The following is a 24,906-nucleotide window of genomic DNA, read 5'->3' on the forward strand; positions in this document are numbered from 1 at the left end:
GTGAGGTCCTGGAGGAAGGCGGGACGGAAGTCGGGTGCGGGGCTCTCGCGGGGCGCGACGCCTCGCGTCAGCTCGTACGGCCCTTGGCGTCGAACGCCTTCATGCGGTCGAGGACTCCGTCGGCGGAGGGGCGCAGCATCTCGTCGACGATCCGGCCGTCGGCCAGGAAGATCACACGGTCGGCGTAGGAGGCGGCGACGGGGTCGTGGGTGACCATGACGACGGTCTGGCCGAGCTCGCGGACCGAGTTGCGGAGGAAGCCGAGGACCTCGGCGCCGGAGCGGGAGTCCAGGTTTCCGGTGGGCTCGTCACCGAAGATGATCTCCGGCTGGGAGGCGAGGGCGCGGGCGACGGCGACGCGCTGCTGCTGGCCGCCGGAGAGCTCGGTCGGGCGGTGCTTGAGACGGCCGGAGAGGCCGAGCATGTCGATGACCTTCTGGACCCACGCCTGGTCGGGCTTGCGGCCGGCGATGTCCATGGGGAGCGTGATGTTCTCCAGGGCGGTCAGGGTCGGCAGCAGGTTGAACGCCTGGAAGATGAAGCCGATCTTGTCCCGGCGGAGCTGGGTGAGGTGCTTGTCCTTGAGGGTGGACAGCTCGGTGTCGCCGATCCGGACGGAGCCGGAGGAGAAGGAGTCGAGGCCGGCGACGCAGTGCATGAGCGTCGACTTGCCGGAGCCCGAGGGGCCCATGATCGCGGTGAACTCGCCCTGGCGGAAGTCCACGCTGACCCGGTCGAGCGCGACCACCTGGGTCTCGCCCTGCCCGTAGACCTTCGTGAGCTCCGTGGCGCGGGCGGCCACCGCGGTGGCGCGGGGCACGGTGGGGGTGGTGGTCACGAGAGGACTCCTGTCAGGACGACTGTTCGGGAACCCGGTGTCCCGGGAACCACTCCATCGTTTCGAACGTTCCGGCCCGAAGCGTCCGTCCACGTGCCCGTTCGAGGGGCCCCCTTGGGTCGGACCGCGCCTCCCGGGCCTCCTCCTCTGGTATGACCTCGACCCCGACGGCGGACGTGACACACCTGCGGCGAGATCTGGTCAATCCAGGGGTGGATCCTTTGCGCCTGCGACCCCCGTCACAGTTTGCGGAAAACGCGCTCACCTGCACTGACGCACCCTCAGGCGTCAATAAAATAAGACAACATCGGACGCTCGTTCCGCTGAACGAGGGAGGGGTCCCGATAGGCTCCTGTGCCAACGCGGAGCTACGCGGATAACGCCCGGATGGTGGAATAGCAGACACGGCGAGCTTAAACCTCGCTGGCCTTCGGGCCGTACCGGTTCAAGTCCGGTTCCGGGCACCACCCGGGCCCCAGGAGACGCCTGCGGCCCGGTGTACCGCCCCCGTCGCCCCTCCTGCACCTGCCCGCCCCTCACTCCCGGGCCTCCGGTGGCCGGTGAAGATCGAAAGTTGTCGCAAAAGATCCTCCCCGAGCACTAGAGAGTTTCTTTTGCCTACGCATTACCCTTGACGCAAGGCCGCGCAGTGCGGCCGTCCATGGAGGAGTGAGATGAGGAGCAGCAACCCGGTCTTCTCGCGACGGGGGTTCAGCCGCGACAACGGCTACGCGGGCTTCAACGCGCAGCAGCCGCAGGCCGGGGGCCCCGCCGTCGGAGCGAACCCGTACGCGACCGGTAACCCGTACGCCGAGGGTGCGACCAACCCGTACGCCACCAACCCCTACGCCCCGCAGGACGTCCAGACGGGCGCCCCGCAGCAGGCGCGCGGCAATGTGATGACGATCGACGACGTCGTGAGCCGTACGGCCATGACGCTCGGCACCGTCGTCCTCACCGCCGCCCTGTCCTGGTTCCTGCTGCCGGTCGACCCGGCGAACCTGGGCAAGTCCTACGGCATCGCCATCGGCGCCGCCCTGGTCGCGCTCGTCCTGGCGCTCGTGCAGTCCTTCAAGCGCAAGGCCTCGCCGGCGCTGATCCTGGGCTACGCCGCCTTCGAGGGCGTCTTCCTCGGCGTGATCTCCGCGGCCGTCTCGACCTACATCGCCGACGGCGTGGTCGTCCAGGCGGTCCTCGGCACGATGGCGGTCTTCGCCGGTGTGCTCATCGCCTACAAGATGGGCTGGATCCGGGTCAACCGCCGCTTCACCGGCTTCGTGATGGCCGCCGCCATGGGCTTCATGCTGCTCATGGTGGTGAACCTGCTCTTCTCGGTGTTCGCCGGCGGTGACGGCCTCGGCTTCCGCAGCGGTGGCCTCGGCATCCTCTTCGGTGTCATCGGCGTCATCCTGGGTGCCTGCTTCCTGGCCCTCGACTTCAAGCAGGTCGAGGACGGCGTGACCTACGGCGCTCCGCGCGAGGAGGCGTGGCTGGCCGCCTTCGGTCTCACCATGACCCTGGTGTGGATCTACCTGGAGATGCTGCGTCTGCTGTCGATCCTCCAGGGCGACGACTGACGCACCCCGTGACTCGGGGGAAGGGCCCGTCCGGCATCCGCCGGGCGGGCCCTTCCGCGTCCCCCGCGGGGCCCCGGTAGGGTCGGGCGGGTGCTGGATACGAGTGAACTGACCGCCGCCGTGGAACGCCTCGCGGACCGGCTGCGGGTCGCCCCGCAGAGCCGCCTCCAGCGGGGCGCGGCCGCCGAGGGCCTGGCCCTGGCGAGGGAGCTGGCGGTACGCGCGCAGGCGGTGGAGACGCCGGGCCTGGAGCCCCGGACCGTCCCCGACGCGGGCCTCTTCGCGGTCGCCGACCAGCTGGTGGTCGTGGGCACGGACCTGGCGGAGGCACTGCGAACGGCCCCGTCCCCCTCCCGCGAGCGGGAGCTGGTCGAGGCCGTGCGGTTGGTACGGGAGGCCGCGGAGCGGTCGGGGCTCTGAGCAGGGCCGGGGCTGTGGCGCGGGCCGTGCGGATCCGCGGTCGGAGGCCGCCGCAGCGCCCCGAAGCCTGCGAGGCCCCCCAGGGCCTCGCGGTGCGAGGGGCGCGTCGAAGGACTAGAGCGAGGCGATGACGCGGTCGGCGAGGATGTAGACGTTCTCCTCGTCGGTCTCGCCGTAGGAGAAGGTCAGGGCGAAGGCGCCCGAGACGCCCGAGCCGCCGAGGAGGACCGGGGTGCGCCCGGCCTGGAGGGCGTCCGCGAGGCGCTCCGCGGTCTCACGGTGCCCCGGGGTCATGCAGAGCGTGGTGCCGTCGGCGAAGACGTACACGTCGAGGGTGCCCAGCGGGCCCGGGCGGACGTCCGTGAGGGCCGTGGCCGTGTCGGCCAGCTCCTCCAGGCGCGCCACCGTGCGCTCGTGGTCCGTCACGACCGGCGTCTGCACCGGCACGAAGTCCGGGTGCGAGGGGTGCCGGCGGCGGGCGGCGGCCAGCTCGGCCGAGTCCTCCGGGTACTCCGGGAAGTCGTCCACCGGGTCGACGATGCCGTCGAGGGCGGCCGCCTCGGCCTCCATGGCCTCCAGCGCCATCGCCTCCAGGCCCACGAAGTCCGTCTGGCGCGGGAGGAAGAGAGCGCCGGCCTCCTCGCCGCCCGGGCCGCCGAGGAGGGCGGAGGGCGCGTCGGCCGCGTCCCTGGCCTCCTGCGCGGCCCAGAAGGCCCGCGCCTCGGCGAGCTCGCGCTCGCGCTCCTCGGCCAGCGCCTCCGCGACCGCGGCCCGTATCTCGGCGGCGGGCGTGGCGCGGGCCGCGGGGACCGTCACGCCGTGGCCGGCGGCCAGCTCGGTGCGCAGGGCGGTGACCTCCTTGCGGAGACCCCGCACGTGGTGCAGGGCAGCGGCGCCCACGGCCGTGGCAGCGGCCGTGGTCAGCAGCAGGGCAAGAGACATGGCGCTCACTGACGTACTCCCGGTTCGAGTCGATCCCCCGACTTCCTACATCAGCTTGTCGTGGGGTGGGGCTGCCTGTCAGTGCATTACGTCACGAAATGGACAGGTATTTCGGCCGGGTGTTTAGTCCCCAAATAGCTCTGACCTGGGAAAACGAACTCCCCCGGGATGTAGGTCACATCCTGGGGGAGATTCGGTCACGGCTCGGACGCGGTGAGGTTGACGCGCTCGGCGGGTGGAGAGCGCGGCCCAGCCGGTACTGGCTCAGCCGCTCGATTCAGCTCAGCCGCTCTCGTTCCTCGCGCGCCCCCTACCCTCCGCTGCGGCTCAGCTCAGCCGCTCGATGACCATCGCCATGCCCTGGCCGCCGCCGACGCACATCGTCTCCAGGCCGAACTGCTTGTCGTGGAACTGGAGGCTGTTGATCAGGGTGCCGGTGATGCGCGCGCCGGTCATGCCGAAGGGGTGGCCGACGGCGATGGCGCCGCCGTTGACGTTGACCTTGTCGAGGTCGAAGCCGAGGTCCCGGTAGGACGGGATGACCTGCGCGGCGAAGGCCTCGTTGATCTCGACCAGGTCGATGTCGGAGGAGGACAGGCCGGCCCGCTGGAGGGCCTGCTTCGACGCCTCGACCGGGCCGAGGCCCATGATCTCGGGCGAGAGGCCGGAGACGCCGGTGGAGACGATCCGGGCCAGCGGGGTCAGGCCCAGCTCGCGCGCCTTGGTGTCGGACATGATGACGAGCGCGGCGGCGCCGTCGTTCAGCGGGCAGCAGTTGCCGGCGGTGACCAGGCCGTCGGGGCGGAAGACCGGCTTCAGGCCGGACACGCCCTCCAGGGTGACGCCGGCGCGCGGGCCGTCGTCGGTGGAGACGACCGTGCCGTCCGGGAGCGTCACCGGGGTGATCTCGCGGGCCCAGAAGCCGTTCTTGATGGCCTGCTCGGCCAGGTTCTGCGAGCGGACGCCGAACTCGTCCATGTCCTGGCGGGTGACGCCCTTCCAGCGGGCCAGGTTCTCCGCGGTCTGGCCCATGGCGATGTACGCGTCGGGGACGATGCCGTCCTCGCGCGGGTCGTGCCAGGAGGAGCCCTCGGACGCGGCGACCTCGGCGGTACGGGCCTCGGCGTCGGCGAAGAACGGGTTGTGCGTGTCCGGCAGCGAGTCCGAGTTGCCCTTCACGAAGCGGGAGACCATCTCGACGCCGGCCGAGATGAAGACGTCGCCCTCGCCCGCCTTGATCGCGTGCAGCGCCATCCGGGAGGTCTGCAGCGAGGAGGAGCAGTAGCGCGTGACCGTGCAGCCCGGCAGGTGGTCCATGCCCATCTGCACGGCCACGATCCGGCCCAGGTTGTTGCCCTGCTCGCCGCCCGGAAGGCCGCAGCCCAGCATCAGGTCGTCGATGTCGCGCGGGTCCAGCTCGGGGACCTTGGCGAGCGCGGCCTGGATGATCGTGGCCGTGAGGTCGTCGGGGCGCAGGTCCTTCAGGGAGCCCTTGAAGGCCCGGCCGATGGGGGAACGGGCGGTCGAGACGATCACGGCTTCGGGCATCACGGCTCCAGGGGGCTGGTGGCGGTCGGACTCACTGGGAAGTTACCCGGACGTACCGCACGGGGTCACCGGGATCGGCGTGTGATGCGGACCTCTTTTCTAAGCGCTTGCTCAGGCGGGGGGGAGGGTCGCTCCCCGCCGGCCCTCAGGCCCGCGGGGAGTCCTGCGGCAGCGGCTCCCCGCGGCCCTCCGGCGCCTCCCCGGAGGCCGGCGCCGCCCCCGCCTCCGCGGCCTCGCCCGCCTCCGTCAGCCGCCGCCTGCGCCGGTGCTTCAGGAGCGCCCACGGCGCCCGGGCACCGGTCACCTCGGTACCCGCCTGCTTCGCCGCCTCGGCCGCCGCCTTCGCCACCGGCAGCATGTCCTCGCGGCGGCCCGGCTCCAGCCGGTCCGGTTCCGGCCACACGCCGAGCGAGGCGCACAGCGTCGGCAGCACCGCCATCGCCGCCGTGGCGTACCCCTCCGCCGACGGGTGGAAGAGGTCCACCCCGAACATCTCCCGCGGGTTCGCCGCGAACTCAGGGCCCAGCAGGTCGCCCAGCGACACCGTCCGCCCGCCCTGCTCCACCACCACGATCGTCTGCGCCGCCGCCAGCTGCCGCGAGGCCCGCCGGGCCAGCCAGCGCAGCGGCTGGTAGACCGGCTCGATCGTGCCCAGGTCCGGGCAGGTGCCGACGACCACCTCCGCGCCGGCCGTCCGCAGGCTCCGCACCGCCGCCGCCAGGAGCCGTACCGACTCCGTCGCGGGCATGCGGTGCGTCACGTCGTTCGCCCCGATCATGATCACGCAGACGTCCGGCGGTCCCAGCGGCTGTGCGAGCAGCAGCGACACCTGCCGCTCCAGGTCGTCCGAGCGGGCCCCCGACAGCGCCACGTTCCGCAGCGTCACCGGGCGCTCCGCGACCGCCGCGAGCCCCGAGGCGAGCAGGGCGCCCGGCGTCTGACCGGCCCGGCGCACGCCCTGACCCGCGGCGGTGGAATCACCCAGAAGGGCCAGCCGCAGCGGGTCCTCCGCGCCGAACGCCCTCCCGTAGAGCCCGTCCGCCGCCGGCGGCAGGGGAGCCGTCCCCGTGCCCACCGTCCGCTTCGCGAGCTGCGCCTCCGCCAGCACGATCCCGACCGCGGCCACGCCGATCAGTCCGATGCTCCCGCCGCCGTACGCCGCTCCCGCCGCGATCCGGCGCGCCACCCTCGCCCTGGACATCGGGGGCGTCACCTCCTTCGAGCCGTACAGGTCCGTCAAGCCGTTCCAGCCGTTCAGGGTCTAACTGCCCCGAAAGGCGTCCCGACTACGCATACGCTGGCCACACCATTACGGAGACCCCGGAGAACACGGTGCAATTCCACGACTCGATGATCAGCCTCGTCGGCAACACCCCGCTGGTGAAGCTCAACAACGTGACGGCAGGCATCCAGGCCACCGTCCTCGCCAAGGTGGAGTACTTCAACCCCGGCGGGTCGGTCAAGGACCGCATCGCCCTGCGCATGATCGAGGCCGCCGAGCAGAGCGGCGAGCTGAAGCCCGGGGGCACCATCGTCGAGCCCACGTCCGGCAACACCGGCGTCGGCCTGGCGATCGTGGCCCAGCAGAAGGGCTACAAGTGCGTCTTCGTCTGCCCGGACAAGGTGTCCCTCGACAAGATCAACGTACTGCGGGCCTACGGGGCCGAGGTCGTCGTCTGCCCCACCGCCGTCGACCCCGAGCACCCGGACTCGTACTACAACGTCTCCGACCGGCTCGTCCGCGAGATCCCCGGCGCCTGGAAGCCCGACCAGTACTCCAACCCGAACAACCCGCGCTCGCACTACGAGACCACCGGTCCCGAACTGTGGGACCAGACGGAGGGGAAGATCACCCACTTCGTCGCGGGCGTCGGCACCGGCGGCACCATCTCCGGCACCGGCAACTACCTCAAGGAGGCCAGCGGCGGGACCGTCGAGGTCATCGGCGCCGACCCCGAGGGCTCCGTCTACTCGGGCGGCTCCGGCCGCCCGTACCTGGTCGAGGGCGTCGGCGAGGACTTCTGGCCCACCGCCTACGACCGGAACGTCACCGACCGGATCGTCGCGGTCTCCGACAAGGACTCCTTCCAGATGACCCGCCGCCTCGCCAAGGAGGAGGGCCTGCTCGTCGGCGGCTCCTGCGGCATGGCCGTGGTCGCAGCCCTGGAGGTCGCCAGGGAGCTCGGCCCCGACGACGTCGTCGTCGTCCTCCTGCCGGACTCCGGCCGCGGCTACATGTCGAAGATCTTCAACGACGAGTGGATGGCGGACTACGGCTTCCTGGAGTCCACCGCCACCGCCACCGTCGCCGACGTCCTGCGCCACAAGTCGGGCGGCCTGCCCTCCCTCGTCCACATGCACCCGGACGAGACCGTCGGCCAGGCCATCGAGGTGCTGCGCGAGTACGGCGTCTCCCAGATGCCCATCGTGAAGCCGGGCGCCGGCCACCCCGACGTGATGGCCGCCGAGGTCATCGGCTCGGTCGTCGAGCGGGAGCTCCTGGACCACCTCTTCACCCACAAGGCGCAGCTGGAGGACCCGCTGGAGGGCCACATGTCCGCCCCGCTGCCGCAGGTCGGCTCCGGCGAGCCGGTCGCCGACCTGATGTCGGTCCTCGGCGACGCCGACGCCGCCATCGTCCTCGTCGAGGGCAAGCCGACCGGGGTCGTCAGCCGCCAGGACCTGCTCGCCTTCCTGGCCAACGGCGGCGCGAGGTAGCACCCGGCCGGGGGCGGCGGGGGCCCGCGCGGGCGTTCGCGCAAACGGTACGAGCACGTCACGTCCGCGCAGCACCCGCTTAACACGCCTCCGGCAGAGTGTTCCTCGTCGGCGTCACAGAACTTCCGGAGCGGCTCCCGGACCTCTGAAGACGCCGCGGACGCGGAGACCGGCCCTGACCCGGGCCCGTGTCCCCCGCGGGGACCGCCGTCGTCCCGCCCCCCAGCGATGGGGGTGCGGCGGTCCCCGCGCAATCCTCCTCCCGGCTCAGAGCTGGGTGATCGGCCGCATCGCCAGGCCCTCGGTGCCGGCCCAGCCGTTCACCCGCGCCGCGTCGTCGACGGACACCGTGTCGAGGCCGTCGGGCAGGTCGAAGACGAGCGTGCCGCGCAGCTCGGTGCCCTCGCCGGCGACCAGGGTGGCCGTGAAGCGGTCGGACTGGTCGTACACCGCCTCGCCGCCCTCGTCGTTGCCGAAGACGTACAGGCCCGCGTAGGCCTTCCCGCCGCCCTCGACGACCACCGGCTCGGAGTCCGGCTCCCCGAGCGTCTCGACGATCGGGGCGTCGTTCCCGGCCCTGAGCCGCAGGATCGGGGCCTCGTTGAGGACGCAGGGGGTCTTCGAGGCGTTGGTGACCGTCAGCAGGAAGCGGCGGGGGGTCTCCCCGGCCGCGTCCTGGAGCTCGACGGCGGTGTTCAGCCCGTCGGCCTCGCAGTCCGCGTACTCCGTGCCGTTTCCGCCACCCGTCTCGCCGCTGTCCCCGGTCCCGGTGGCCGACGGTCCGGCGGTGCCGGTCCCGGAGTCACCGGTGGGCGCGGCGGTCGCGGGCGCGGTGGACGCCGGCGCCCGGCCGGCGGACGCGGAGCCCGAGGGGGACGCGGCCGAGGGGGCCGAGGCGGTCGGCGACGCGGCGGCGCCGGTGTCACCGTCGGACTCCTGGCAGGCGGTGGTCGTCAGCAGCGCCGCGACCACGGCCGCGCCCAGGACCGCTCCGCGCAGGCGGCGGCGCGGTGCGCCGGCTCCGGCCGTCTTCGAGTTCATGCCGTTCCCTCTTCCCCCGTGACCGACCTCAAGTCGGCCTGTGTGCAAGCGACATGGCTATTCTTGCCAGCCGGGGGCGGGGCTCCACCGGCCTCCCGCGTTTGTTACAGCCCTCGGACGAAGCGGACGTCATGGCGTGACCATGGCACCCGGAAGGGGCCGCTCCCGTCCCGTCCGTACCGCCTCTGCATATCCTTATGCAGACAGGGTCAGGGATGAATGGATGAAGGGGGACGGCATGAGCGACAGCCCGGCCGGGCGGCTCCAGGCGCTCTTCGAGGGGCACCGGCTCACGCCCACGCAGCGGCGGATCGCCCACTGCATGGTCCGGCGGGCCGCCGACGCGCCCTTCCTCTCCAGCGTCGAGCTCGCGGAGCTGGCCGGAGTCAGCCAGCCCTCCGTGACCCGCTTCGCGGTCGCCCTCGGCTTCGACGGCTACCCCGCGCTCCGCCGCCACCTGCGCGAGGTCGCACCGCCCGAGAAGCCCGCCGGCGGGGAGGACGCCGGGCACAACGCGTACCAGCAGGCCGTCCTCGCCGAGATCGAGAACCTGCGCCACCTCGCCGGGCTCCTCGCCGACCCCGCGCCCGTGGAGCGCGCCGGGCGGCTCCTCGCCGGCTCGCGCCCGCTGCTCGTCCTCGGTCTGCGCGCCGCCTCCTCGCAGGCCCGGGGCTTCGCCTACTTCGCCGCCAAGGTGCACCCGGACGTCCGGCTGCTCGACGAGGGCGGCTCGATGCTCATGGACCGGATCGACGCGGCCGTACGTGCCGGGGCCACCGCGCTGCTCTGCTTCGCGCTGCCCCGGCACCCGCGCGAGGTCGTCGAGGTCCTGGAGTACGCGCGGGCGGCCGGTCTCCAGGTGGTGACCGTCGCCGAGTCCGCCTTCGCCCCCGTCGCCGCCCACTCCGACCTGCTCATCCCGGCCGCTGTCGGCACCGGGCTCGCCTTCGACACGGCCTGCGCGCCGATGCTCCTCGGCCGGGTCCTGCTGGAGGCCATGGCGGACGAGCTGCCGGACGCGCAGGCGCGTCTGGAGCAGTTCGACGCGAGGGCGGCGGAGCGGGGACTCTTCGTGGAGTGAGAGCCGGGGGGCTCCCGGCGGGGCGGGGGTCCCGGCGGGACCCGGGACCGGTCAGACCTCCAGCTCCGCCTCGATCTTCTTCAGCTGGTGGCGGGCCATCGCCAGGTTGGCCCGGTCCTTGGACAGCGCCAGGTAGAGGAAGAGGCCGTTGCTGCCGCGCGACTTGAGCAGCCGGATGAGGTGGTACTGGGTGCCGAGGGTGATCAGGATGTCCTCGATGTCCTCCTGGAGGCCCAGCATCTCCATCGTCCGGAGCTTGGCCCGCACCACGTCGGTGTTGCCCGCGGCGGCGACGGTGAGGTCGAGCTCCTTGCCGCCGCCGATGGTGCCGAGGGCCATGCCGCTGGTGTAGTCGACGAGGGCCGCGCCGACCGCGCCCTCGATCGTGAGCGCTTCCTTGAGGGCGCCTTCGGTGTTCGCCATGGTGTCCACTTCCTTCTGTTCGGGTTCGGTTTGCTTGCGGGGCCGGGTCAGCTGAGGTCCCTGCGCTCCAGCGCGCCGTCGACGAGGTCGCCTATGCGGGCGCTGGAGCGGCGGGCCTCCAGATGGAGCCGGCCCACGTTGATGCGGGGCTCGGCGAGCAGGGTGAGGACGGCGGAGCCGCCGGCCGCGTAGGTGGCGACGTAGCCGGTCTCGCCGCGGACGAGCAGTTCGCGGAAGCCGCCCTGGCCGGTGGACTCGGTCAGCCGCCGGCCGACGCCGAGCGCGGCGGCGGTCAGCGCGGCGACGCTCTCGGCGGCGCCGTCCACGGTGTCGTGGGCGAGCACGAGGCCGTCGGCGCTGGCCGCGAGCGCCCCGGTGAGCTGGGGCAGCCGGGCGCGCAGGCGTCTGAGCTCGCCGAGCACCTCGGCTTCGGCTGTCATCAACTGTCTCCTCTCGGCGCGCAGGCGCAGAGCACGCCTCATCACAGGTGTGCCTCCAGGGCGTCACGGAGCCGGCGCAGCAGGGCGATGTCGGGGTCGGAGACCGGGGGGACCGGTGACCACTCCGGGGACGGCGGTGGGGGGGTGGCGCCGGGGGCCGCGTCGAGCGGGGTCTCGACGAGGCCGGCGGCGGCGAGCCTGCGGACGTCGAGGAGGGTGTGGAAGGCGGGGCGGCCGAGGACCCGGGCCAGCTCGGCGGGGGTGCGGACACCGTCGGCGGCGGCGAGCAGGGCGCGGCGGCGGGCGCCGACGCCCTGGCCGGGGGCGGCCGGGCGGGGGACGACGGGGGCGGTGTCGACGGAGGCGTACGGCCAGACGGAGTCGAGGAGTTCGCGGCGGCGGAGGGTCTCGCGCTCGACGGCCTCGGCGGAGACCGGGCGGACGGTGCCGAACCAGTGGCCGACCCCGTACCGGAAGCGGGTGGGGCCGCTGGCGGGGGCGAGGGCGAAGAAGGCGGCGTCGAAGACGGCGCCGAGGTGGCATATCTCCAGTTCGCCGTCGCGCAGCCGGCCGCTGTCGACGAGGAAGCGGCCGACGGCCCGGTGGGCGCCGGCCCGGTCGACGGCCTCGTCCCAGTTCTCGCGGGGGAGCCGGCCGGCGGTGGTGAGCAGGACGTCCATGCCGGGGGCGGCGGGGCTCTCGGCGTGCACGACGTGCCCGTCGACGAGGTAGAGGGTGCCGTGGTCGCGCAGCAGGGCGCCGGTGGCCTTCTCCGCCGCGAGCCGGACGAGCATCGGGGAGACGCTCATCCGAGGACCAGTCTCTCGGCGAGGTCGCCGAGCCGGAGGCGGGCGAGGGCGAGGTTGCCGGTGTCGCGGTCGAGCCAGAGGTGGAGGAAGACGCTGCTGTCGAAGGAGGTCCGGACGAAGCGGAGGACGTGGTAGCCGGCCCGGGTGGTGAGGATCAGGTCCTCGACGGGTGGCTGGCCCTCGGCCCCTCCGGCGGCCTCCGGCTCGTCCCCGGGGGCGGTGAAGGAGTCGAACTCGGCGGCGGATCGGGCGAGTTCGGCGGTCTCGGCGGCGGTCGTCTCGTGGTCGCCGACCGGTGACTCGCCCGCGGTCCCGAGTGCGAGGCCGCTGTTCCAGTCGACCAGGGAGGCACCGCGAGCACCCGGCAGGGTCATGGCCTCCATCAGGCACTCGTCGATTCCGGGCACGCGGGTTCCCCTCCCGATTCGGCGTGCGAGCAACGGCAGTGACGGTGACGTTACTGAACGGCGCGGCCCCGGGAGGGGGTTCTGGCATTTTCCATCGGAACATGCCCAAGGGCGGCCTGAAGTGAACGACGATGGAGGGTGGACCCCCGGTTCAGTACCGGCTCGTGACCGCCCGGGCGATGTCGTCCAGGTCCTTCGCGAGCGCCTTGGCGACGGCCTTCGAGCCGATGCGGGCGAGGACGCGGGTGACGAATCCGGGCTTGCGGCCGTCCGCCGGGCCGCCGGAGAAGGTCATCCGGAGCACGCTCGCGTCCGGTCCCTCGGCGCGCAGGGAGAGCTCGGAGACGTAGTGCATGCCGTGCGAGTCGGCGACCGCCACGTACCGGTCGGGCGGCTCGCACTCGGTCACGGTCATCTCCTCCGTGGCCTCCTTGCCCAGCATCTTCCGGGTCTCGCGCCAGCGGGTGCCGACGCCGAAGCCGCCCTCCGTGAGGACCTCGACCCTCTGGACGCCGGAGAGCACCCGGGGCATCTCCGGCAGGTCGGTGATCGCCTCCCAGACGCGGCCCGGCGAGGCGGCGACCCGGCGCTCGACGACGACGGTTGTGGTGGTGGTCATGGTCTCCATCGAAGTGGTTGTGCCGCTTCTCCGCTACCGGACGAGCGCGTCCGCGTGCGCGCCGCCGGCCTCGGCGACGATCTCCTCCGTGGTCTGCGCGGGGCGGACGAGGGCGAAGGAGACCCCGCCGTCGCCGGTGACGGTGAAGCCGTGCACGGCGGGGCGGGGCAGGGAGTTGTAGGCGTAGTGGTGGGCGAAGGCGTAGGCGCCGGTGTCCGGGACGGCGACCACGTCGCCGGGGTGGAGCAGCGGCAGGGCGCGGCCGGCGGCGAGCAGGTCCCCGGCGAAGCAGGCGGGGCCCGCCACGTCCTGGACGGTGACCTCGCCGGACCGGGGGCGGCCCTCGGAGTCGTAGGCGAGGATCCGCAGCGGCCACGCCTCGGGGGCGTACACGGTCCGGGTGGCGAGCTGGACGCCCGCGTGGGTGACGGCGATCGGGCGTCCGCCGGAGGTCTTGGTGTACTCGACGCGGGTGAGGACCGTGCCGTGCTTGGCGAGCAGGGAGCGGCCGAACTCGGTGACCAGGCGGTAGCGGCCGTCGAGGAGGCCGGGGGCGGTGGCGGCGAGCAGCCGGGCGTACTCGGCGTAGGTGGGGGTCTCGTCGTCGGAGGAGAAGTTGACGGGGAGGCCGCCGCCGATGTCGAGGGTGTCGATCTGGGGGCGGCCCGCCTTGGCGTTGATCTCCTCGGCCAGCTCGTACGCGGTCCTGACGCCTTCGGCCATCAGGGTGAGGGGGATGCCCTGGGAGCCGGTGTGGGTGTGCAGCCGAGTGAGCCAGGGGCGGTCGAGGTACGCCTGGACGACGGCCTCGCGGGCGCCCTCGTCGCGCAGCGCGACGCCGAACTTGGAGGTGGCGGTGGCGGTGGAGAGGGCGCCGATCGTCCCGGCGCCGACCTGCGGGTTGACCCGGAGGCCGAGCGGCGAGGCGGTGGGGGCGGAGGCGACCAGGGCGTCGACGCGGGCGAGTTCCTGGAGGTTGTCGGCGTTGACGGCGATTCCGAGGGCCAGCGCCTCGCGGAGTTCGGCGGGCGTCTTGGCGGGCGAGTCGAGGACCGTACGGGACGGGGGCAGCCCGGCGGCGCGGGCGAGGGCCAGTTCGCCCGGGCTCGCCACCTCGGCGCCGATGCCCGCGTCGGCCAGCAGGCGCAGGACGGGGACGAGCGGGGCGGCCTTCACGGCGAAGGCGTGCAGCACCTCGGCGTCGGTGACGGCGGCGAAGGCGCTGGTCAGGGCAGCGGCGGAGGCGCGGATGCCGGCCGTGTCGAGGAGGGCGACGACGGGGGCGGCGCCGGGGGTGCGGAGTCCCGGGGCGGGGGCGGCGGCGGGAGCGAGGAGTCCTCGGGCGACGGCGGCTCGGACGGCGAGGTCACGGCGGTAGGAGGCCATGGGGCCCATCCTGGCGGGCGCGGCGCGAGCCGTCACCGGGGCGTGCGCGGGGGGCGCGCAGGGGGCGCTCCGAGGCGCGCGGCAGGCGGCGCGAGCCCCCGCGCGCCCGACGGGCCGCACCGCGCCCTGTTGACTACAACTATTCATCAGTCCAGGATGTGAATATCTGAACGACATCCGAGGAGGCACCCCCATGTCAGGACCCCGCCCCGTACGAGCCCCCCGCGGTACGGAACTGAGCGCCCTGGGATGGCAGCAGGAGGCCGCCCTCCGGATGCTCCAGAACAACCTCGACCCCGAGGTCGCCGAGCACCCCGACAAGCTCGTCGTCTACGGCGGCACCGGCAAGGCCGCCCGCGACTGGCGCTCCTTCGACGCCATGGTCCGCACCCTGCGCACCCTCAAGCAGGACGAGACCATGCTCGTCCAGTCCGGCCGCCCGGTCGGCGTCATGCAGACCCACGAGTGGGCCCCGCGCGTCCTCATCGCCAACTCCAACCTGGTCGGCGACTGGGCGAACTGGGAGGAGTTCCGGCGCCTGGAGCAGCTCGGCCTCACCATGTACGGCCAGATGACCGCCGGTTCCTGGATCTACATCGGCACCCAGGGCATCCTCCAGGGCACCTACGAGACCTTCGCCGCCGTCGCCGCCAAGAAGTTCGGCGGCACCCTGGCCGGCACCATCACCCTCACCGCCGGCCTCGGCGGCATGGGCGGCGCCCAGCCCCTCGCCGTCACGATGAACGACGGCGTCGCGATCTGTGTCGACGTCGACCCGCGCGCCATCGAGCGCCGCATCGAGCACCGCTACCTGGACGTCAAGGCCGACGACCTCGCCCACGCGCTCCGGCTCGCCGTCGAGGCGCGCGACGCCCGCCGCCCGCTCTCCATCGGCCTCCTCGGCAACGCCGCCGAACTGGTCCCGCAGATGCTCGCCGAGGGCGCCCCGATCGACATCGTCACCGACCAGACCTCGGCCCACGACCCGCTCTCCTACCTCCCCGTCGGCGTCGCCTTCGAGGACATGGCGGACGCGGCGGCCAAGGACCCGGCCGGTTTCACCGTCAAGGCCCGCGAGTCGATGGCCAGGCACGTCGAGGCCATGGTCGGCTTCATGGACGCGGGCGCCGAGGTCTTCGACTACGGCAACTCCATCCGCGGCGAGGCCCAGCTGGCCGGCTACGACCGCGCCTTCGCCTTCCCCGGCTTCGTCCCGGCGTACATCCGCCCGCTGTTCTGCGAGGGCAAGGGCCCCTTCCGCTGGGCCGCCCTCTCCGGCGAGGCCTCCGACATCCACAAGACGGACAAGGCGATCCTCGACCTCTTCCCGGAGAACGAGTCCCTGCACCGCTGGATCAAGATGGCCGGCGAGCGCGTCCACTTCCAGGGCCTCCCGGCCCGCATCTGCTGGCTCGGCCAGGGCGAGCGCGACAAGGCCGGCGCCATGTTCAACGACATGGTCGCCGACGGCACCCTCGCCGCCCCCCTCGCGATCGGCCGCGACCACCTCGACTGCGGCTCCGTCGCCTCCCCGTACCGCGAGACCGAGGCCATGCTCGACGGCTCCGACGCCATCGCCGACTGGCCGCTCCTCAACGCCATGGTCAACGTCGCCTCCGGCGCCTCCTGGGTCTCGATCCACCACGGCGGCGGCGTCGGCATGGGCCGCTCGATCCACGCCGGCCAGGTCTCGGTGGCCGACGGCACCGCGCTCGCCGGCGAGAAGATCCGCCGCGTGCTCACCAACGACCCCGGCATGGGCGTCATCCGCCACGTCGACGCCGGCTACGACATCGCCGAGCGCGTCGCCGACGAGAAGGGCGTCCGCGTCCCGATGCGTGAGGGCGACCAGGCGTGAGCACCACCTTCCACGCCATGTGGCGGTCGCTGCGGCCCCTCGGCCGCAGCGCCGCCTCGGGCGGCTACCGCCGATACGCCTGGACCGAGGCCGACGCCGACTGCCGGCTCTGGTTCCGGATGCAGGCCGAGGCCCGCCGCCTGGACGTCGAGACCGACCGCAACGGCAACCAGTGGGCCTGGCTCGGCGACCCCACCGCGGGCGACGCCGTCGTCACCGGCTCCCACCTGGACTCCGTGCCCGACGGCGGCGCCTTCGACGGCCCCCTCGGCGTCGTCTCCGCCTTCGCCGCCCTCGACGAACTCCGCTCCCGCGGCGCCTCCTTCAAGCGGCCCCTCGCCATCGTCAACTTCGGCGACGAGGAGGGCGCCCGCTTCGGCCTCGCCTGCGTCGGCTCCCGCCTCACCGCCGGCCGGCTGACCAAGGAGCAGGCGTACGAGCTCCGCGACGCGGACGGCATCACCCTCCCGCAGGCCATGGAGAAGGCCGGGTACGACCCCGAGCGGATCGGCCCCGACCCCGAGCGGCTCGCCCGCGTCGGCGCCTTCGTCGAGCTCCACGTCGAGCAGGGCCGGGCCCTCGACCTCTCCGGGGACGCCGTCGGCATCGCCTCCGCCATCTGGCCGCACGGCCGCTGGCGGTACGACTTCGCCGGCGAGGCCAACCACGCGGGCACCACCCGCCTGGTCGACCGCCGCGACCCCATGCTCACCTACGCCGAGACCGTCCTCGCCGCCCGCCGCGAGGCCGAACTCGCGGGAGCCGTCGCCACCTTCGGCAAGATCGCCGTCGAGCCCAACGGCGTCAACGCGATCCCGTCGCTGGTCCGCGGCTGGCTCGACGCCCGCGCCGCCGACCAGGGCTCCCTGGACGCCGTCGTCAGCGGCGTCGAGACCGCCGCCCGGGAGTACGCCGACCGGCACGGCATCGACCTCGCCGTCGTCCAGGAGTCGTACACCCCCGTCGTGGACTTCTCGCACGCCCTCCGCGACGAGCTGGGCCGCGTCCTCGGGGAGCGGACCCCCGTCCTCGGCACCGGCGCGGGACACGACGCGGGCATCCTGTCGGAATCGATCCCGACCGCCATGCTGTTCGTACGGAACCCCACCGGCGTCTCGCACTCCCCGGCCGAGCACGCGGCCGAGGACGACTGCGTCGCCGGGGTCCTCGCACTCGCCGACGTACTGGAGGAGCTGGCGTGCCGCTGACGACGTACTGGCTGGAGCACGCCTGGCTCGGCACCTACGCCGAGCCGGGCGTCGCCCTCGACGTGGCCGACGGGCGGATCTCCGCCGTACGGACGGGCGTGGACACCCCGCCGCCCGGCGCCGTCGTCCTGCGCGGCTTCACCGTCCCGGGCCTCGCCAACGCCCACAGCCACGCCTTCCACCGCGCCCTTCGCGGCACCGTCCAGGTCGGCAGCGGCACCTTCTGGACCTGGCGCGAAGTCATGTACGGCGTCGCCCAGCGGCTCACCCCGGACAGCTACTTCACGCTCGCCCGGGCCGTGTACGCCGAGATGGCGCTGGCCGGCGTCACCGCCGTCGGCGAGTTCCACTACCTCCACCACGCCCCCGGCGGCACCCCCTACGCCGACCCCAACGCCATGGGCGAGGCCCTGATCGCGGCGGCCCGGGAGGCCGGCATCCGCATCACCCTCCTCGACACCGCCTACCTCTCCGCCGGCTTCGGCGCCGCCCCCGAGCACCACCAGCTCCGCTTCTCCGACGGCACCGCCGAGCGGTGGGCCGAGCGGGCGAGCGCCCTGAAGGACCGGGACGGCGTACGGATCGGCGCGGCGATCCACTCCGTCCGGGCCGTCCCCGCCGACCAGCTGTCGACGGTCGCCCGCTGGGCCGAGGAGCGGCGGGCCCCGCTCCACGTCCACCTCTCCGAGCAGACCGCCGAGAACGAGGCGTGCCACGCCGCCCACGGCACCACCCCGACCCGGCTCCTCGCCGACCACGGCGTCCTCGGCCCGCGCACCACCGGCGTCCACAACACCCACATGACCGACGAGGACATCGCGCTCGTCGGCTCCACCTCCACCGGCACCTGCATGTGCCCGACGACCGAACGCGACCTCGCCGACGGCATCGGCCCCGCCGCCGCCCTCCAGAAGGCCGGCTCCCCGCTCTCCCTCGGCAGCGACAGCCACGCCGTGATCGACCTCCTGGAGGAGGCGCGCGCCATGGAGCTGAACGAGCGGCTGCGCACCCACATCCGGGGCCACTGGACCGCCGCCGCGCTGCTCCGCGCCGCCTCCGCCGACGGCCACGCGGCCCTCGGCTGGGCCGACGCCGGCGCCCTGGAGACCGGCGCCCTCGCCGACTTCACCACGATCGCCCTCGACTCGGTCCGCACGGCGGGACCGGTGCCGCGCCTGGCCCCCGAGACGGCCGTCTTCGCGGCGACGGCGGCCGACGTCCGCCACGTCGTCGTCGCCGGCCGCGCGATCGTCCGGGACGGGAGCCACGTCTCCGTACCGGACGTCCCCGGCGCCCTCGCGACGGCGATCGCCGCCCTCAGGGGCTGACGCACCCGACCCCCGCCCCTCCACCGGAGAGCACGCACATGACGACGACCGTCATCACGAACATCGGCAGCCTGGTCACCAACGACCCCGCCCTGGGAGAGGGCCCCCTCGGCCTGGTCCGGGACGCGGCCCTGGTCCTGGACGGCGACCGGGTCGCCTGGGCGGGCCCGGCGTCCCGGGCCCCGGACGCCGACGCCCGGGTCGACGCCGCGGGCCGCGCCGTCCTCCCCGGCTTCGTCGACTCCCACTCCCACCTCGTCTTCGCCGGCGACCGCACCGCCGAGTTCAACGCCCGCATGTCCGGACAGCCCTACAAGGCCGGCGGCATCCGCACCACGGTCGCCGCCACCCGGGCGGCGACCGACGCCGAGCTCTCGGCGAACGTGGCCCGCCTCCTGCGCGAGGCCCTGCGCCAGGGCACCACCACCTTCGAGACCAAGTCCGGCTACGGCCTGACCGTCGAGGACGAGGCCCGCGCGCTGCGCATCGCCGCCGAGCACACCGACGAGGTGACCTACCTCGGCGCCCACATCGTCTCCCCGGACTTCGCCGACGACCCGGCGGCCTACGTCGACCTGGTCACCGGACCGATGCTGGACGCCTGCGCCCCGTACGCCCGCTGGGTGGACGTCTTCTGCGAGAAGGGCGCCTTCGACGGCGACCAGGCCCGCGCGATCCTCACCGCCGGCAAGGCGAAGGGCCTCCAGCCCAGGATCCACGCCAACCAGCTCTCGTACGGCCCCGGCGTCCAGCTCGCGGTGGAGCTGGACGCGGCGAGCGCCGACCACTGCACCCACCTCACGGACGCCGACGTCGACGCGCTGGCCTCCGGGAACACGGTCGCGACGCTCCTCCCCGGCGCCGAGTTCTCCACCCGCGCCGAGTGGCCCGACGCCCGCCGCCTGCTCGACGCGGGCGTGACGGTGGCCCTCTCCACCGACTGCAACCCGGGCTCCTCCTTCACCTCCTCCGTCCCCTTCTGCGTCGCGCTCGCGGTACGGGACATGGGCATGACCCCCGACGAGGCGGTCTGGTCCGCCACCGCGGGCGGCGCGGCGGCCCTCCGCCGCACCGACGTCGGCCGCCTGACCCCCGGCGCCCGCGCCGACCTCACGCTCCTGGACGCCCCCTCCCACGTGCACCTCGCCTACCGCCCGGGCGTGCCGCTGGTCGCGGAGGTCTGGCGGAGGGGCGTCCGCGTCGCCTGACACCACGGCGGAAGCGGCCGACGGCCCTCCGCTCACTCACGGACGGTGTTGAGTACGGCTACTCATGTGGGCGTTTCCCGGCCGCCCGCATGATTCCCGCATGCGAATCCCACAGCGCCTCCCGAAGACCGTCACCGCCGCCGTCCTCGGCGCCCTGGCCCTCACCGCCTGCGGCACCCAGGGCACCTCGGGCGGGGCCGCGCCGGCCGCGGTCACGGCGGCGGTCCCGGCCGCGCCCGCGGCCGCGACCGCCACCCCCTCGCCCCGGATGATCTCGGGAGCCGCGCTGGAGAAGCACCCCGACCCGGTGGTGCGGAACCAGGCGATCGCCCTGCGCATCGCGAACACCTGCGCTCCGGACAGGGCGATGGAGCTGCCCCCGCTGCCGGAGGTCGACAAGGTCGCGGAGACGGTCGGACCGCCGCTGCGGACCCCGCCCCCGGAGCCCGTCCCGCTCCCCGAGGACCTCCCTGAGGACCTCCCCGAACCGCCCGGCCCCGTGGCCACCGTCTCGTTCGACGAGGTGCCCCTGACCGCCGCGGACCGGTGCGCCGCGGACGCGCACGCCGACCGCGTCCGCGCGGGCTTCGCCGGCGCGGCCCCGGCCGACGAGGCCGCCCTGCGCAAGACCCTGACCGGCCTCGACTACCTGCCCGAGCTCGTCCACCGCATGCCCGGCGACGGAGCCCTCCGGGTCCGGATCGACCTCCGCGACCTCTCCCCGGACGACAGCGCGGCCCTGGAGGTCACCCCCACCGCCGCCGGCGTCCGCGTCGAAGCCTTCGGCGCCCCCATCGCGGGCGGCCCGGACCTCACCGAGATCCGCCGCACGGCCACCCCCTGACCCTCACCCCGCCAGCGCCCGCACCAACTCCTCCGCCCGGCCCAGCGCGGCCGCCTCCGCCGGTGTCACGTGCGGGTCGGCGGCACGCAGGCGGCGGGCCTCCGGGAGGAGGAGGGGGCCGGGGGAGGCCGCCAGGAGGGCGCCGAGGCCGGCCCGGGCGCCCTCGGCGTACGGGGCGGGGGAGACGGCCACCTCCGCGAGCATCAGCGCCGACATGGCGCGGTCGAGGCCCGGCGCGCCCCCCTCCTCGGCCGTGGACCAGTCGATGACGACCGGGCCCCGGTCCTCGGTCAGCATCACGTTCCCGGGGTGCAGGTCCAGGTGGACCGGGCCGCCCGGCAGGGCGTGCAGACGGTCGAGCAGGCCGGCGATCAGCCGCCCGGCCGCCTCCGGCTCGTACGCCCCCGCCAGCAGCGCGTCCAGCAGCGAGGGCCCCCGCAGCCGCTCCATCACCAGATCGGGCCCGGCCGCCTCGCGCACCGCCGGGACCGGATAGCAGGCGTCCGCCAGGCGGGCCATCAGACCGGCCTCCCGGGTGGCGTCCCGGCCCTCCCGGTAGCGGCGCAGCACCCACGCCCCGTCGTCGCCGTGCTCGTACACGTCCGCCGAGCGTCCCCGCCCCACGAGTCCCCTGCCCACCGAAGCCCCCTCCGTGATCGAAACGCCGAGTATGCCTGCCGGGGAGGGGTTCGGCCCGGTACCGTCCTGTCCTGGCAGTGCCCAGGGGGATGACCGGGGGGTCGGCTAGGTGAGTGCGTGGCGTGTGCGGGTCGTGCGGCCGGGGGAACTGGGCGCGCGCGAGATCGAGGCGTGGCGGGAACTGAGGGCCAAGTCCGGCGCTCCCGCGAACCCGTTCATGGAACCGGAGTTCACCCTCGCCGTCGGCACCGTGCGGCCCCGCTCGCGGGTCGCGGTGTGGTGGGAGGACGGCGAGCCCGTCGGCTTCTTCCCCTACGAGAAGGGGCCGCTGGGACGCGGCCGCGCCATCGGCTTCGGCGTCTCCGACAGCCAGGGCGGCGTCTTCCGGCCCGGACTCCGGCCCGGCGCCCGGGCGCTGCTCCGCGCCTGCGGGCTCGTCTTCTGGGAGTACGACAACCTGGAGACCGGGCAGCCCGTCTTCGAGGGCGCCGCCGACGAGTCCTTCGCCTCGCCCGTCATCGACGTCGGCGAGGGGTACGCGGCCTACGAGGCGCTGCTGCGCGTCCAGTCGCCGAAGTTCCTCAGGACCACCCTCGCCAAGGACCGCAAGCTCGCCCGGCAGGCCGACGGCGAGGTGCGGTTCGTCTTCGACGAGCGCGACCCGGCCGCCCTGCGCACCCTCATGGCGTGGAAGTCCGCCCAGTACCGCCGCACCGGGCGCGGCGACCGCTTCGCACAGGAGTGGATCAGCGCCCTGGTCCGCCACCTCCACGAGCGGCGCACGCCCGGCTGCTCGGGCGTCCTGTCCGTGCTGTACGTGGGCGACCGCCCGATCGCCGCCCACTTCGGGCTGCGGTCCGCGACCGTCCTGTCGTGCTGGTTCCCCGCCTACGACCCCGAGTACGCCAAGTACTCCCCCGGCCTCGTCCTCCACCTCAGGATGGCGGCGGGCGCGGCGGAGGAGGGCATCGGGATGCTCGACCTCGGGCGGGGCGCCGCCGAGTACAAGGACTCCCTGAAGACCGGCGAGCTCACCGTGTACGAGGGCGCCGTCACCCGGCCCGACCCGCGCACCGCCCTGCACTGGCTGCGCCGCGAACCCGTCCGCGCCGCCCACGCCTACGTCCGGGCCCGCCCGGCCCTGGCGGCCCGCGCCCGCGAGGCGCTGAACACGGCGGCCCGCCTGCGCGGCGACCGCTGAAAGCCGGGGGCGTCGACAGCCGTGGGGGCATCGACAGCCGTGGGGAAGCACCGATAGCCGTGGGGAAGCACTGATAGCCGTGGGGAAGCACTGATAGCCGTGGGGAAGCACCGATGAAGCAGCAGCAGTCCGCCGTGTCCGGCCCGTCCGCGATCTCCGTCGCCGAGCTGGAGCTGGGCGCGGCCGGGCCCCGGCTCCGCCCCGCGCCCGGGGCGGACGAGCCCGTCCCCGGGGACGTCTACGCCCTCGTCCGCGTCGACGGCCGCCCCGCCGCCACCGTCCTCGGGCGGTACGAGGAGGGCGAGGACCCGGCCGAGGTGCTCGCCGCGCTCGCGGAGAAGCGGCTGATGGAGAGCGCCGCTCTCCATGCCGACGCCGAACGGCTCGCCGCACAGGAAGCGCCGCTCTCCATACCCGAGCCCCCGCCCGCGTCCCCGCTCACGTCCCCGCCCCGCGTCTCCGCGATCGTCGCCACCCGCGAGCGCGCCGGCTCCCTCGCCCGCGCCCTGGACTCGCTGCTCGCGCAGGACCACCCCGACCACGAGGTGATCGTGGTCGACAACGCCCCCCGCACCTCCGCCACCCACGACCTCGTCACCGGGAGGTACGCGGACCGCGTCCGGTACGTGCGGGAGGACCGGCCCGGGCTCGCCGCCGCCCACAACGCCGGGGTCGCCGCCGCCGAGGGCGAGATCCTGGCCTTCACGGACGACGACGTGATCGCCGACCCGCGCTGGCTGAGCGCGCTCGCCGCGCCCTTCGCCTCGGACCCCGGGCTCGGCTGCGTCACCGGCCTGATCCTGCCCGCCCGGCTGACCACCCCCGCCCAGATCCTCCTGGAGTCCCACGGCGGCTTCGCCAAGGGCTTCGCGCCCCGGCTGTACGACCCGGCCCGGCCGCCCGCCGACGAGCCGCTGTTCCCCTTCACGGCGGGCAGCTTCGGATCCGGCGCCAACATGGCCTTCCGGGCCTCCGCGCTCCGCCGCGCGGGCGGCTTCGACCCCGCCACCGGCACCGGCACCCCGGCGAAGGGCGGCGACGACCTGTACGCCTTCGTCGCCGTCCTCGCCGCCGGGCACCGGCTCCGCTACACGCCCGACGCCCTCGTCTGGCACCACCACCGCGAGACCTGGCAGGACCTCAGGAACCAGGCGTACGGCTACGGCGCCGGGCTCACCGCGTACCTCACCGCCACCCTGGTCCGCCGCCCAGCCCTGCTCCCCGCGCTCCTCGCCCGCGTCCCGCGCGGCCTCGCGCACGCCCGGACGATGACGGCCGAACGCGGCGGCTCCCAGGGCGGGGACGGGATCCCCGGCGAGCACGGCACCCACCACCACCCGTGGCCCGCCGCCCTCTCCCGCCTCGAACGGCGCGGGATGCTGTACGGCCCGGTGGGCTACCTCAAGGCGCGACTCTCCCAGGGAGCCTCCCGATGAACGGCGCCCCCGCGCACACCCGCATCCCGGTCCTCCTCTATCACCCCGTGATGGACGACCCGCCCGCCTGGATCGCGGAATTCACCGTCACTCCCCGCCAGTTCGCCTCGCATCTGGACGCGGTCACCGGCAGCGGCCGCACCCCGCTCACCGTCGGCGCGCTCGTCGGGCACCTCGCCGCCGGCACTCCGCTGCCGCCCCGGCCCGTGGTCCTCACCTTCGACGACGGCTTCGCCGACCTCGCGGGACCCACCGCCGAAGCGCTCGCCGCCCGGTCGCTGCCGGCCACCGCGTACCTCACCACCGGCGCCCTCGCCCCCGGCCGGCCCTGCCTCCTGCCGCCCGCGCCGATGATGACCCTGGCGCAGGCCCCCCGCCTGGAGGAGTACGGGATGGAGGTCGGCGGCCACACCGTCAGCCACCCCCAGCTCGACACCCTCCGGCCCGCCGCCCTCCGTGCCGAACTGTGCGACTCCAAGGCCGAACTGGAGGACGTCCTCGGCCACGAGGTCCGCCACCTCGCCTACCCGCACGGCTACAACAGCCCCGCCGTCCGCCGGGCCGCACGGGACGCCGGGTACGCCTCCGCCGTCGCCGTCCGGCACGCGCTCAGCTCCCGGACCGACGAACTCTTCCGGCTCGCCCGGCTCATCGTCCGCCGCGACCACACCGCCGCCGACGTCGAGGCGTGGATGGAGGGGCGGGGTGCCAGGACCGCCCCCTACCCCGACTCGCTGCCCACCGTCGGCTGGCGGCTCTACCGCAGAGCGAAAGCGCTGGTGAAGGGGCCGGAGTTCGCCGGCTGAGCGTCCGGCCGCACCGGCCGGACAAGCCGGACCAAGATCGACAAAGCCCGTGCGTGAGACGGGAGTTGTGTACCAGGACAGAACCGAAGTACGTTCCCTTGCTTCGTCAAAGGGACCAGGGGGGAGAGG

The 24,906-nt window shown here is 74.0% G+C and carries 24 protein-coding genes and 1 tRNA gene; 13 read left to right on the forward strand and 12 right to left on the reverse strand.

The genetic code is table 11. From position 1 onward, the window contains the following. Positions 1 to 67: 67 nt before the first annotated feature. Positions 68 to 838, reverse strand: coding sequence for an ABC transporter ATP-binding protein (locus ACFYT9_RS36915; protein ID WP_376604375.1), 771 nt, complete (start codon positions 836 to 838; stop codon positions 68 to 70). A gap of 381 nt (positions 839 to 1,219) precedes the next feature. Between ACFYT9_RS36915 and ACFYT9_RS36920 the strand changes: the two genes are divergently transcribed. The 3 genes from ACFYT9_RS36920 (at position 1,220) to ACFYT9_RS36930 (ending at position 2,835) form a co-directional block, all read left to right on the forward strand. After that, positions 1,220 to 1,305: transfer RNA gene (locus ACFYT9_RS36920), tRNA-Leu, on the forward strand. A gap of 207 nt (positions 1,306 to 1,512) precedes the next feature. Further along, on the forward strand, positions 1,513 to 2,415 hold the full coding sequence (locus tag ACFYT9_RS36925) for a Bax inhibitor-1/YccA family protein (protein ID WP_376604377.1): 903 nt from the start codon (positions 1,513 to 1,515) through the stop codon (positions 2,413 to 2,415). A 90-nt stretch (positions 2,416 to 2,505) separates the two neighbouring features. Further along, complete coding sequence (locus tag ACFYT9_RS36930) at positions 2,506 to 2,835, forward strand: hypothetical protein (protein WP_376595866.1); 330 nt, start codon at positions 2,506 to 2,508, stop codon at positions 2,833 to 2,835. Positions 2,836 to 2,949: 114 nt separating this feature from the next. Here the strand turns inward: ACFYT9_RS36930 and ACFYT9_RS36935 are convergent, their stop codons facing one another. The 3 genes from ACFYT9_RS36935 to ACFYT9_RS36945 form a co-directional block, all read right to left on the reverse strand. Further along, positions 2,950 to 3,777, reverse strand: a complete 828-nt coding sequence (locus ACFYT9_RS36935) for a hypothetical protein (protein WP_389171040.1) — start codon at positions 3,775 to 3,777, stop codon at positions 2,950 to 2,952. A gap of 327 nt (positions 3,778 to 4,104) precedes the next feature. Next, positions 4,105 to 5,325 (reverse strand): acetyl-CoA C-acetyltransferase, encoded by a 1,221-nt coding sequence (locus ACFYT9_RS36940; protein ID WP_376595868.1) that lies wholly within the window; start codon positions 5,323 to 5,325, stop codon positions 4,105 to 4,107. Between the two features lie 145 nt (positions 5,326 to 5,470). Beyond that, positions 5,471 to 6,526: an SGNH/GDSL hydrolase family protein gene (locus tag ACFYT9_RS36945; RefSeq protein WP_387276639.1), complete on the reverse strand. Its 1,056-nt coding sequence runs from the start codon at positions 6,524 to 6,526 to the stop codon at positions 5,471 to 5,473. 131 nt (positions 6,527 to 6,657) lie between these two features. Here ACFYT9_RS36945 and ACFYT9_RS36950 point away from each other — a divergent pair, with 131 nt between their 5' ends. Beyond that, positions 6,658 to 8,043, forward strand: coding sequence for a cystathionine beta-synthase (locus ACFYT9_RS36950; RefSeq protein ID WP_389171044.1), 1,386 nt, complete (start codon positions 6,658 to 6,660; stop codon positions 8,041 to 8,043). Positions 8,044 to 8,310: 267 nt separating this feature from the next. Here ACFYT9_RS36950 and ACFYT9_RS36955 read toward each other — a convergent pair whose 3' ends face one another. Next, positions 8,311 to 9,084, reverse strand: a complete 774-nt coding sequence (locus tag ACFYT9_RS36955) for a DUF4232 domain-containing protein (protein ID WP_389171047.1) — start codon at positions 9,082 to 9,084, stop codon at positions 8,311 to 8,313. 238 nt (positions 9,085 to 9,322) lie between these two features. On the opposite strand from ACFYT9_RS36955, the gene ACFYT9_RS36960 reads away from it, so the two are divergent. Beyond that, positions 9,323 to 10,165, forward strand: a complete 843-nt coding sequence (locus ACFYT9_RS36960; RefSeq protein WP_389171050.1) for a MurR/RpiR family transcriptional regulator — start codon at positions 9,323 to 9,325, stop codon at positions 10,163 to 10,165. 51 nt (positions 10,166 to 10,216) lie between these two features. Here the strand turns inward: ACFYT9_RS36960 and ACFYT9_RS36965 are convergent, their stop codons facing one another. From ACFYT9_RS36965 to ACFYT9_RS36990, 6 genes are all read right to left on the reverse strand, one after another. After that, a complete protein-coding gene (locus tag ACFYT9_RS36965; RefSeq protein WP_376595873.1) occupies positions 10,217 to 10,588 on the reverse strand; it encodes a hypothetical protein in 372 nt (123 codons plus the stop codon). 47 nt (positions 10,589 to 10,635) lie between these two features. Further along, on the reverse strand, positions 10,636 to 11,070 hold the full coding sequence (locus tag ACFYT9_RS36970; RefSeq protein WP_376595874.1) for a roadblock/LC7 domain-containing protein: 435 nt from the start codon (positions 11,068 to 11,070) through the stop codon (positions 10,636 to 10,638). Next, entirely contained in the window at positions 11,070 to 11,837 is a 768-nt protein-coding gene (locus ACFYT9_RS36975) for a transcriptional regulator (protein ID WP_387276633.1), read from the reverse strand. The genes ACFYT9_RS36970 and ACFYT9_RS36975 overlap by 1 nt, the downstream gene beginning before the upstream one ends. Further along, a complete protein-coding gene (locus ACFYT9_RS36980; protein WP_376595876.1) occupies positions 11,834 to 12,244 on the reverse strand; it encodes a hypothetical protein in 411 nt (136 codons plus the stop codon). The genes ACFYT9_RS36975 and ACFYT9_RS36980 overlap by 4 nt, the downstream gene beginning before the upstream one ends. A gap of 151 nt (positions 12,245 to 12,395) precedes the next feature. Beyond that, the gene (locus tag ACFYT9_RS36985) at positions 12,396 to 12,863 is read right to left on the reverse strand and encodes an SRPBCC family protein (protein WP_389171054.1); all 468 of its coding nucleotides are present in this window, start codon (positions 12,861 to 12,863) and stop codon (positions 12,396 to 12,398) included. 33 nt (positions 12,864 to 12,896) lie between these two features. After that, positions 12,897 to 14,258, reverse strand: a complete 1,362-nt coding sequence (locus ACFYT9_RS36990) for a diaminopimelate decarboxylase (RefSeq protein ID WP_389171131.1) — start codon at positions 14,256 to 14,258, stop codon at positions 12,897 to 12,899. 184 nt (positions 14,259 to 14,442) lie between these two features. Between ACFYT9_RS36990 and hutU the strand changes: the two genes are divergently transcribed. The 5 genes from hutU (at position 14,443) to ACFYT9_RS37015 (ending at position 20,695) form a co-directional block, all read left to right on the forward strand. Then, the gene (gene hutU, locus ACFYT9_RS36995) at positions 14,443 to 16,107 is read left to right on the forward strand and encodes a urocanate hydratase (RefSeq protein WP_387276627.1); all 1,665 of its coding nucleotides are present in this window, start codon (positions 14,443 to 14,445) and stop codon (positions 16,105 to 16,107) included. 17 nt (positions 16,108 to 16,124) lie between these two features. Then, positions 16,125 to 17,315, forward strand: coding sequence for an allantoate amidohydrolase (locus ACFYT9_RS37000; protein ID WP_389171133.1), 1,191 nt, complete (start codon positions 16,125 to 16,127; stop codon positions 17,313 to 17,315). Beyond that, positions 17,306 to 18,643, forward strand: a complete 1,338-nt coding sequence (locus ACFYT9_RS37005; protein ID WP_389171057.1) for a formimidoylglutamate deiminase — start codon at positions 17,306 to 17,308, stop codon at positions 18,641 to 18,643. Before ACFYT9_RS37000 ends, ACFYT9_RS37005 begins: the two co-directional genes overlap by 10 nt. 38 nt (positions 18,644 to 18,681) lie before the next feature. Then, on the forward strand, positions 18,682 to 19,851 hold the full coding sequence (hutI, locus tag ACFYT9_RS37010) for an imidazolonepropionase (protein ID WP_389171060.1): 1,170 nt from the start codon (positions 18,682 to 18,684) through the stop codon (positions 19,849 to 19,851). Positions 19,852 to 19,951: 100 nt separating this feature from the next. Next, on the forward strand, positions 19,952 to 20,695 hold the full coding sequence (locus tag ACFYT9_RS37015) for a hypothetical protein (RefSeq protein WP_389171063.1): 744 nt from the start codon (positions 19,952 to 19,954) through the stop codon (positions 20,693 to 20,695). Positions 20,696 to 20,698: 3 nt separating this feature from the next. On the opposite strand, the gene ACFYT9_RS37020 is transcribed toward ACFYT9_RS37015, so the two are convergent. Then, positions 20,699 to 21,334 carry a phosphotransferase gene (locus ACFYT9_RS37020; RefSeq protein WP_389171065.1) on the reverse strand — a complete coding sequence of 212 codons (636 nt, stop codon included), beginning with the start codon at positions 21,332 to 21,334 and terminating at the stop codon, positions 20,699 to 20,701. A 109-nt stretch (positions 21,335 to 21,443) separates the two neighbouring features. Here ACFYT9_RS37020 and ACFYT9_RS37025 point away from each other — a divergent pair, with 109 nt between their 5' ends. From ACFYT9_RS37025 to ACFYT9_RS37035, 3 genes are all read left to right on the forward strand, one after another. Then, complete coding sequence (locus ACFYT9_RS37025) at positions 21,444 to 22,535, forward strand: GNAT family N-acetyltransferase (protein ID WP_389171068.1); 1,092 nt, start codon at positions 21,444 to 21,446, stop codon at positions 22,533 to 22,535. A gap of 113 nt (positions 22,536 to 22,648) precedes the next feature. Then, positions 22,649 to 23,971 carry a glycosyltransferase gene (locus tag ACFYT9_RS37030; RefSeq protein WP_389171071.1) on the forward strand — a complete coding sequence of 441 codons (1,323 nt, stop codon included), beginning with the start codon at positions 22,649 to 22,651 and terminating at the stop codon, positions 23,969 to 23,971. Continuing rightward, positions 23,968 to 24,777 (forward strand): polysaccharide deacetylase family protein, encoded by an 810-nt coding sequence (locus ACFYT9_RS37035; RefSeq protein WP_387276611.1) that lies wholly within the window; start codon positions 23,968 to 23,970, stop codon positions 24,775 to 24,777. The genes ACFYT9_RS37030 and ACFYT9_RS37035 overlap by 4 nt, the downstream gene beginning before the upstream one ends. Positions 24,778 to 24,906 lie beyond the last annotated feature (129 nt).

It is taken from the genome of Streptomyces sp. NPDC004435 (assembly GCF_042873895.1).
In the GTDB taxonomy this organism is placed as follows: Bacteria; Actinomycetota; Actinomycetes; order Streptomycetales; family Streptomycetaceae; genus Streptomyces.

Coding starts and splice junctions, on each gene's coding strand:
- ACFYT9_RS36965 (WP_376595873.1), bottom strand. CDS start 10,588: ATGGCGAACACCGAAGGCGCCCTCAAGGAAGCGCTCACGATCGAGGGC.
- ACFYT9_RS36960 (WP_389171050.1), top strand. CDS start 9,323: ATGAGCGACAGCCCGGCCGGGCGGCTCCAGGCGCTCTTCGAGGGGCAC.
- ACFYT9_RS36970 (WP_376595874.1), bottom strand. CDS start 11,070: ATGAGGCGTGCTCTGCGCCTGCGCGCCGAGAGGAGACAGTTGATGACA.
- ACFYT9_RS36945 (WP_387276639.1), bottom strand. CDS start 6,526: ATGTCCAGGGCGAGGGTGGCGCGCCGGATCGCGGCGGGAGCGGCGTAC.
- ACFYT9_RS36955 (WP_389171047.1), bottom strand. CDS start 9,084: ATGAACTCGAAGACGGCCGGAGCCGGCGCACCGCGCCGCCGCCTGCGC.
- ACFYT9_RS36985 (WP_389171054.1), bottom strand. CDS start 12,863: ATGACCACCACCACAACCGTCGTCGTCGAGCGCCGGGTCGCCGCCTCG.
- ACFYT9_RS37015 (WP_389171063.1), top strand. CDS start 19,952: ATGCGAATCCCACAGCGCCTCCCGAAGACCGTCACCGCCGCCGTCCTC.
- ACFYT9_RS36975 (WP_387276633.1), bottom strand. CDS start 11,837: ATGAGCGTCTCCCCGATGCTCGTCCGGCTCGCGGCGGAGAAGGCCACC.
- hutI (WP_389171060.1), top strand. CDS start 18,682: ATGACGACGACCGTCATCACGAACATCGGCAGCCTGGTCACCAACGAC.
- ACFYT9_RS37000 (WP_389171133.1), top strand. CDS start 16,125: ATGTGGCGGTCGCTGCGGCCCCTCGGCCGCAGCGCCGCCTCGGGCGGC.
- ACFYT9_RS36940 (WP_376595868.1), bottom strand. CDS start 5,325: ATGCCCGAAGCCGTGATCGTCTCGACCGCCCGTTCCCCCATCGGCCGG.
- ACFYT9_RS37030 (WP_389171071.1), top strand. CDS start 22,649: ATGAAGCAGCAGCAGTCCGCCGTGTCCGGCCCGTCCGCGATCTCCGTC.
- hutU (WP_387276627.1), top strand. CDS start 14,443: ATGTCAGGACCCCGCCCCGTACGAGCCCCCCGCGGTACGGAACTGAGC.
- ACFYT9_RS36935 (WP_389171040.1), bottom strand. CDS start 3,777: ATGTCTCTTGCCCTGCTGCTGACCACGGCCGCTGCCACGGCCGTGGGC.
- ACFYT9_RS37035 (WP_387276611.1), top strand. CDS start 23,968: ATGAACGGCGCCCCCGCGCACACCCGCATCCCGGTCCTCCTCTATCAC.
- ACFYT9_RS36990 (WP_389171131.1), bottom strand. CDS start 14,258: ATGGGCCCCATGGCCTCCTACCGCCGTGACCTCGCCGTCCGAGCCGCC.
- ACFYT9_RS36925 (WP_376604377.1), top strand. CDS start 1,513: ATGAGGAGCAGCAACCCGGTCTTCTCGCGACGGGGGTTCAGCCGCGAC.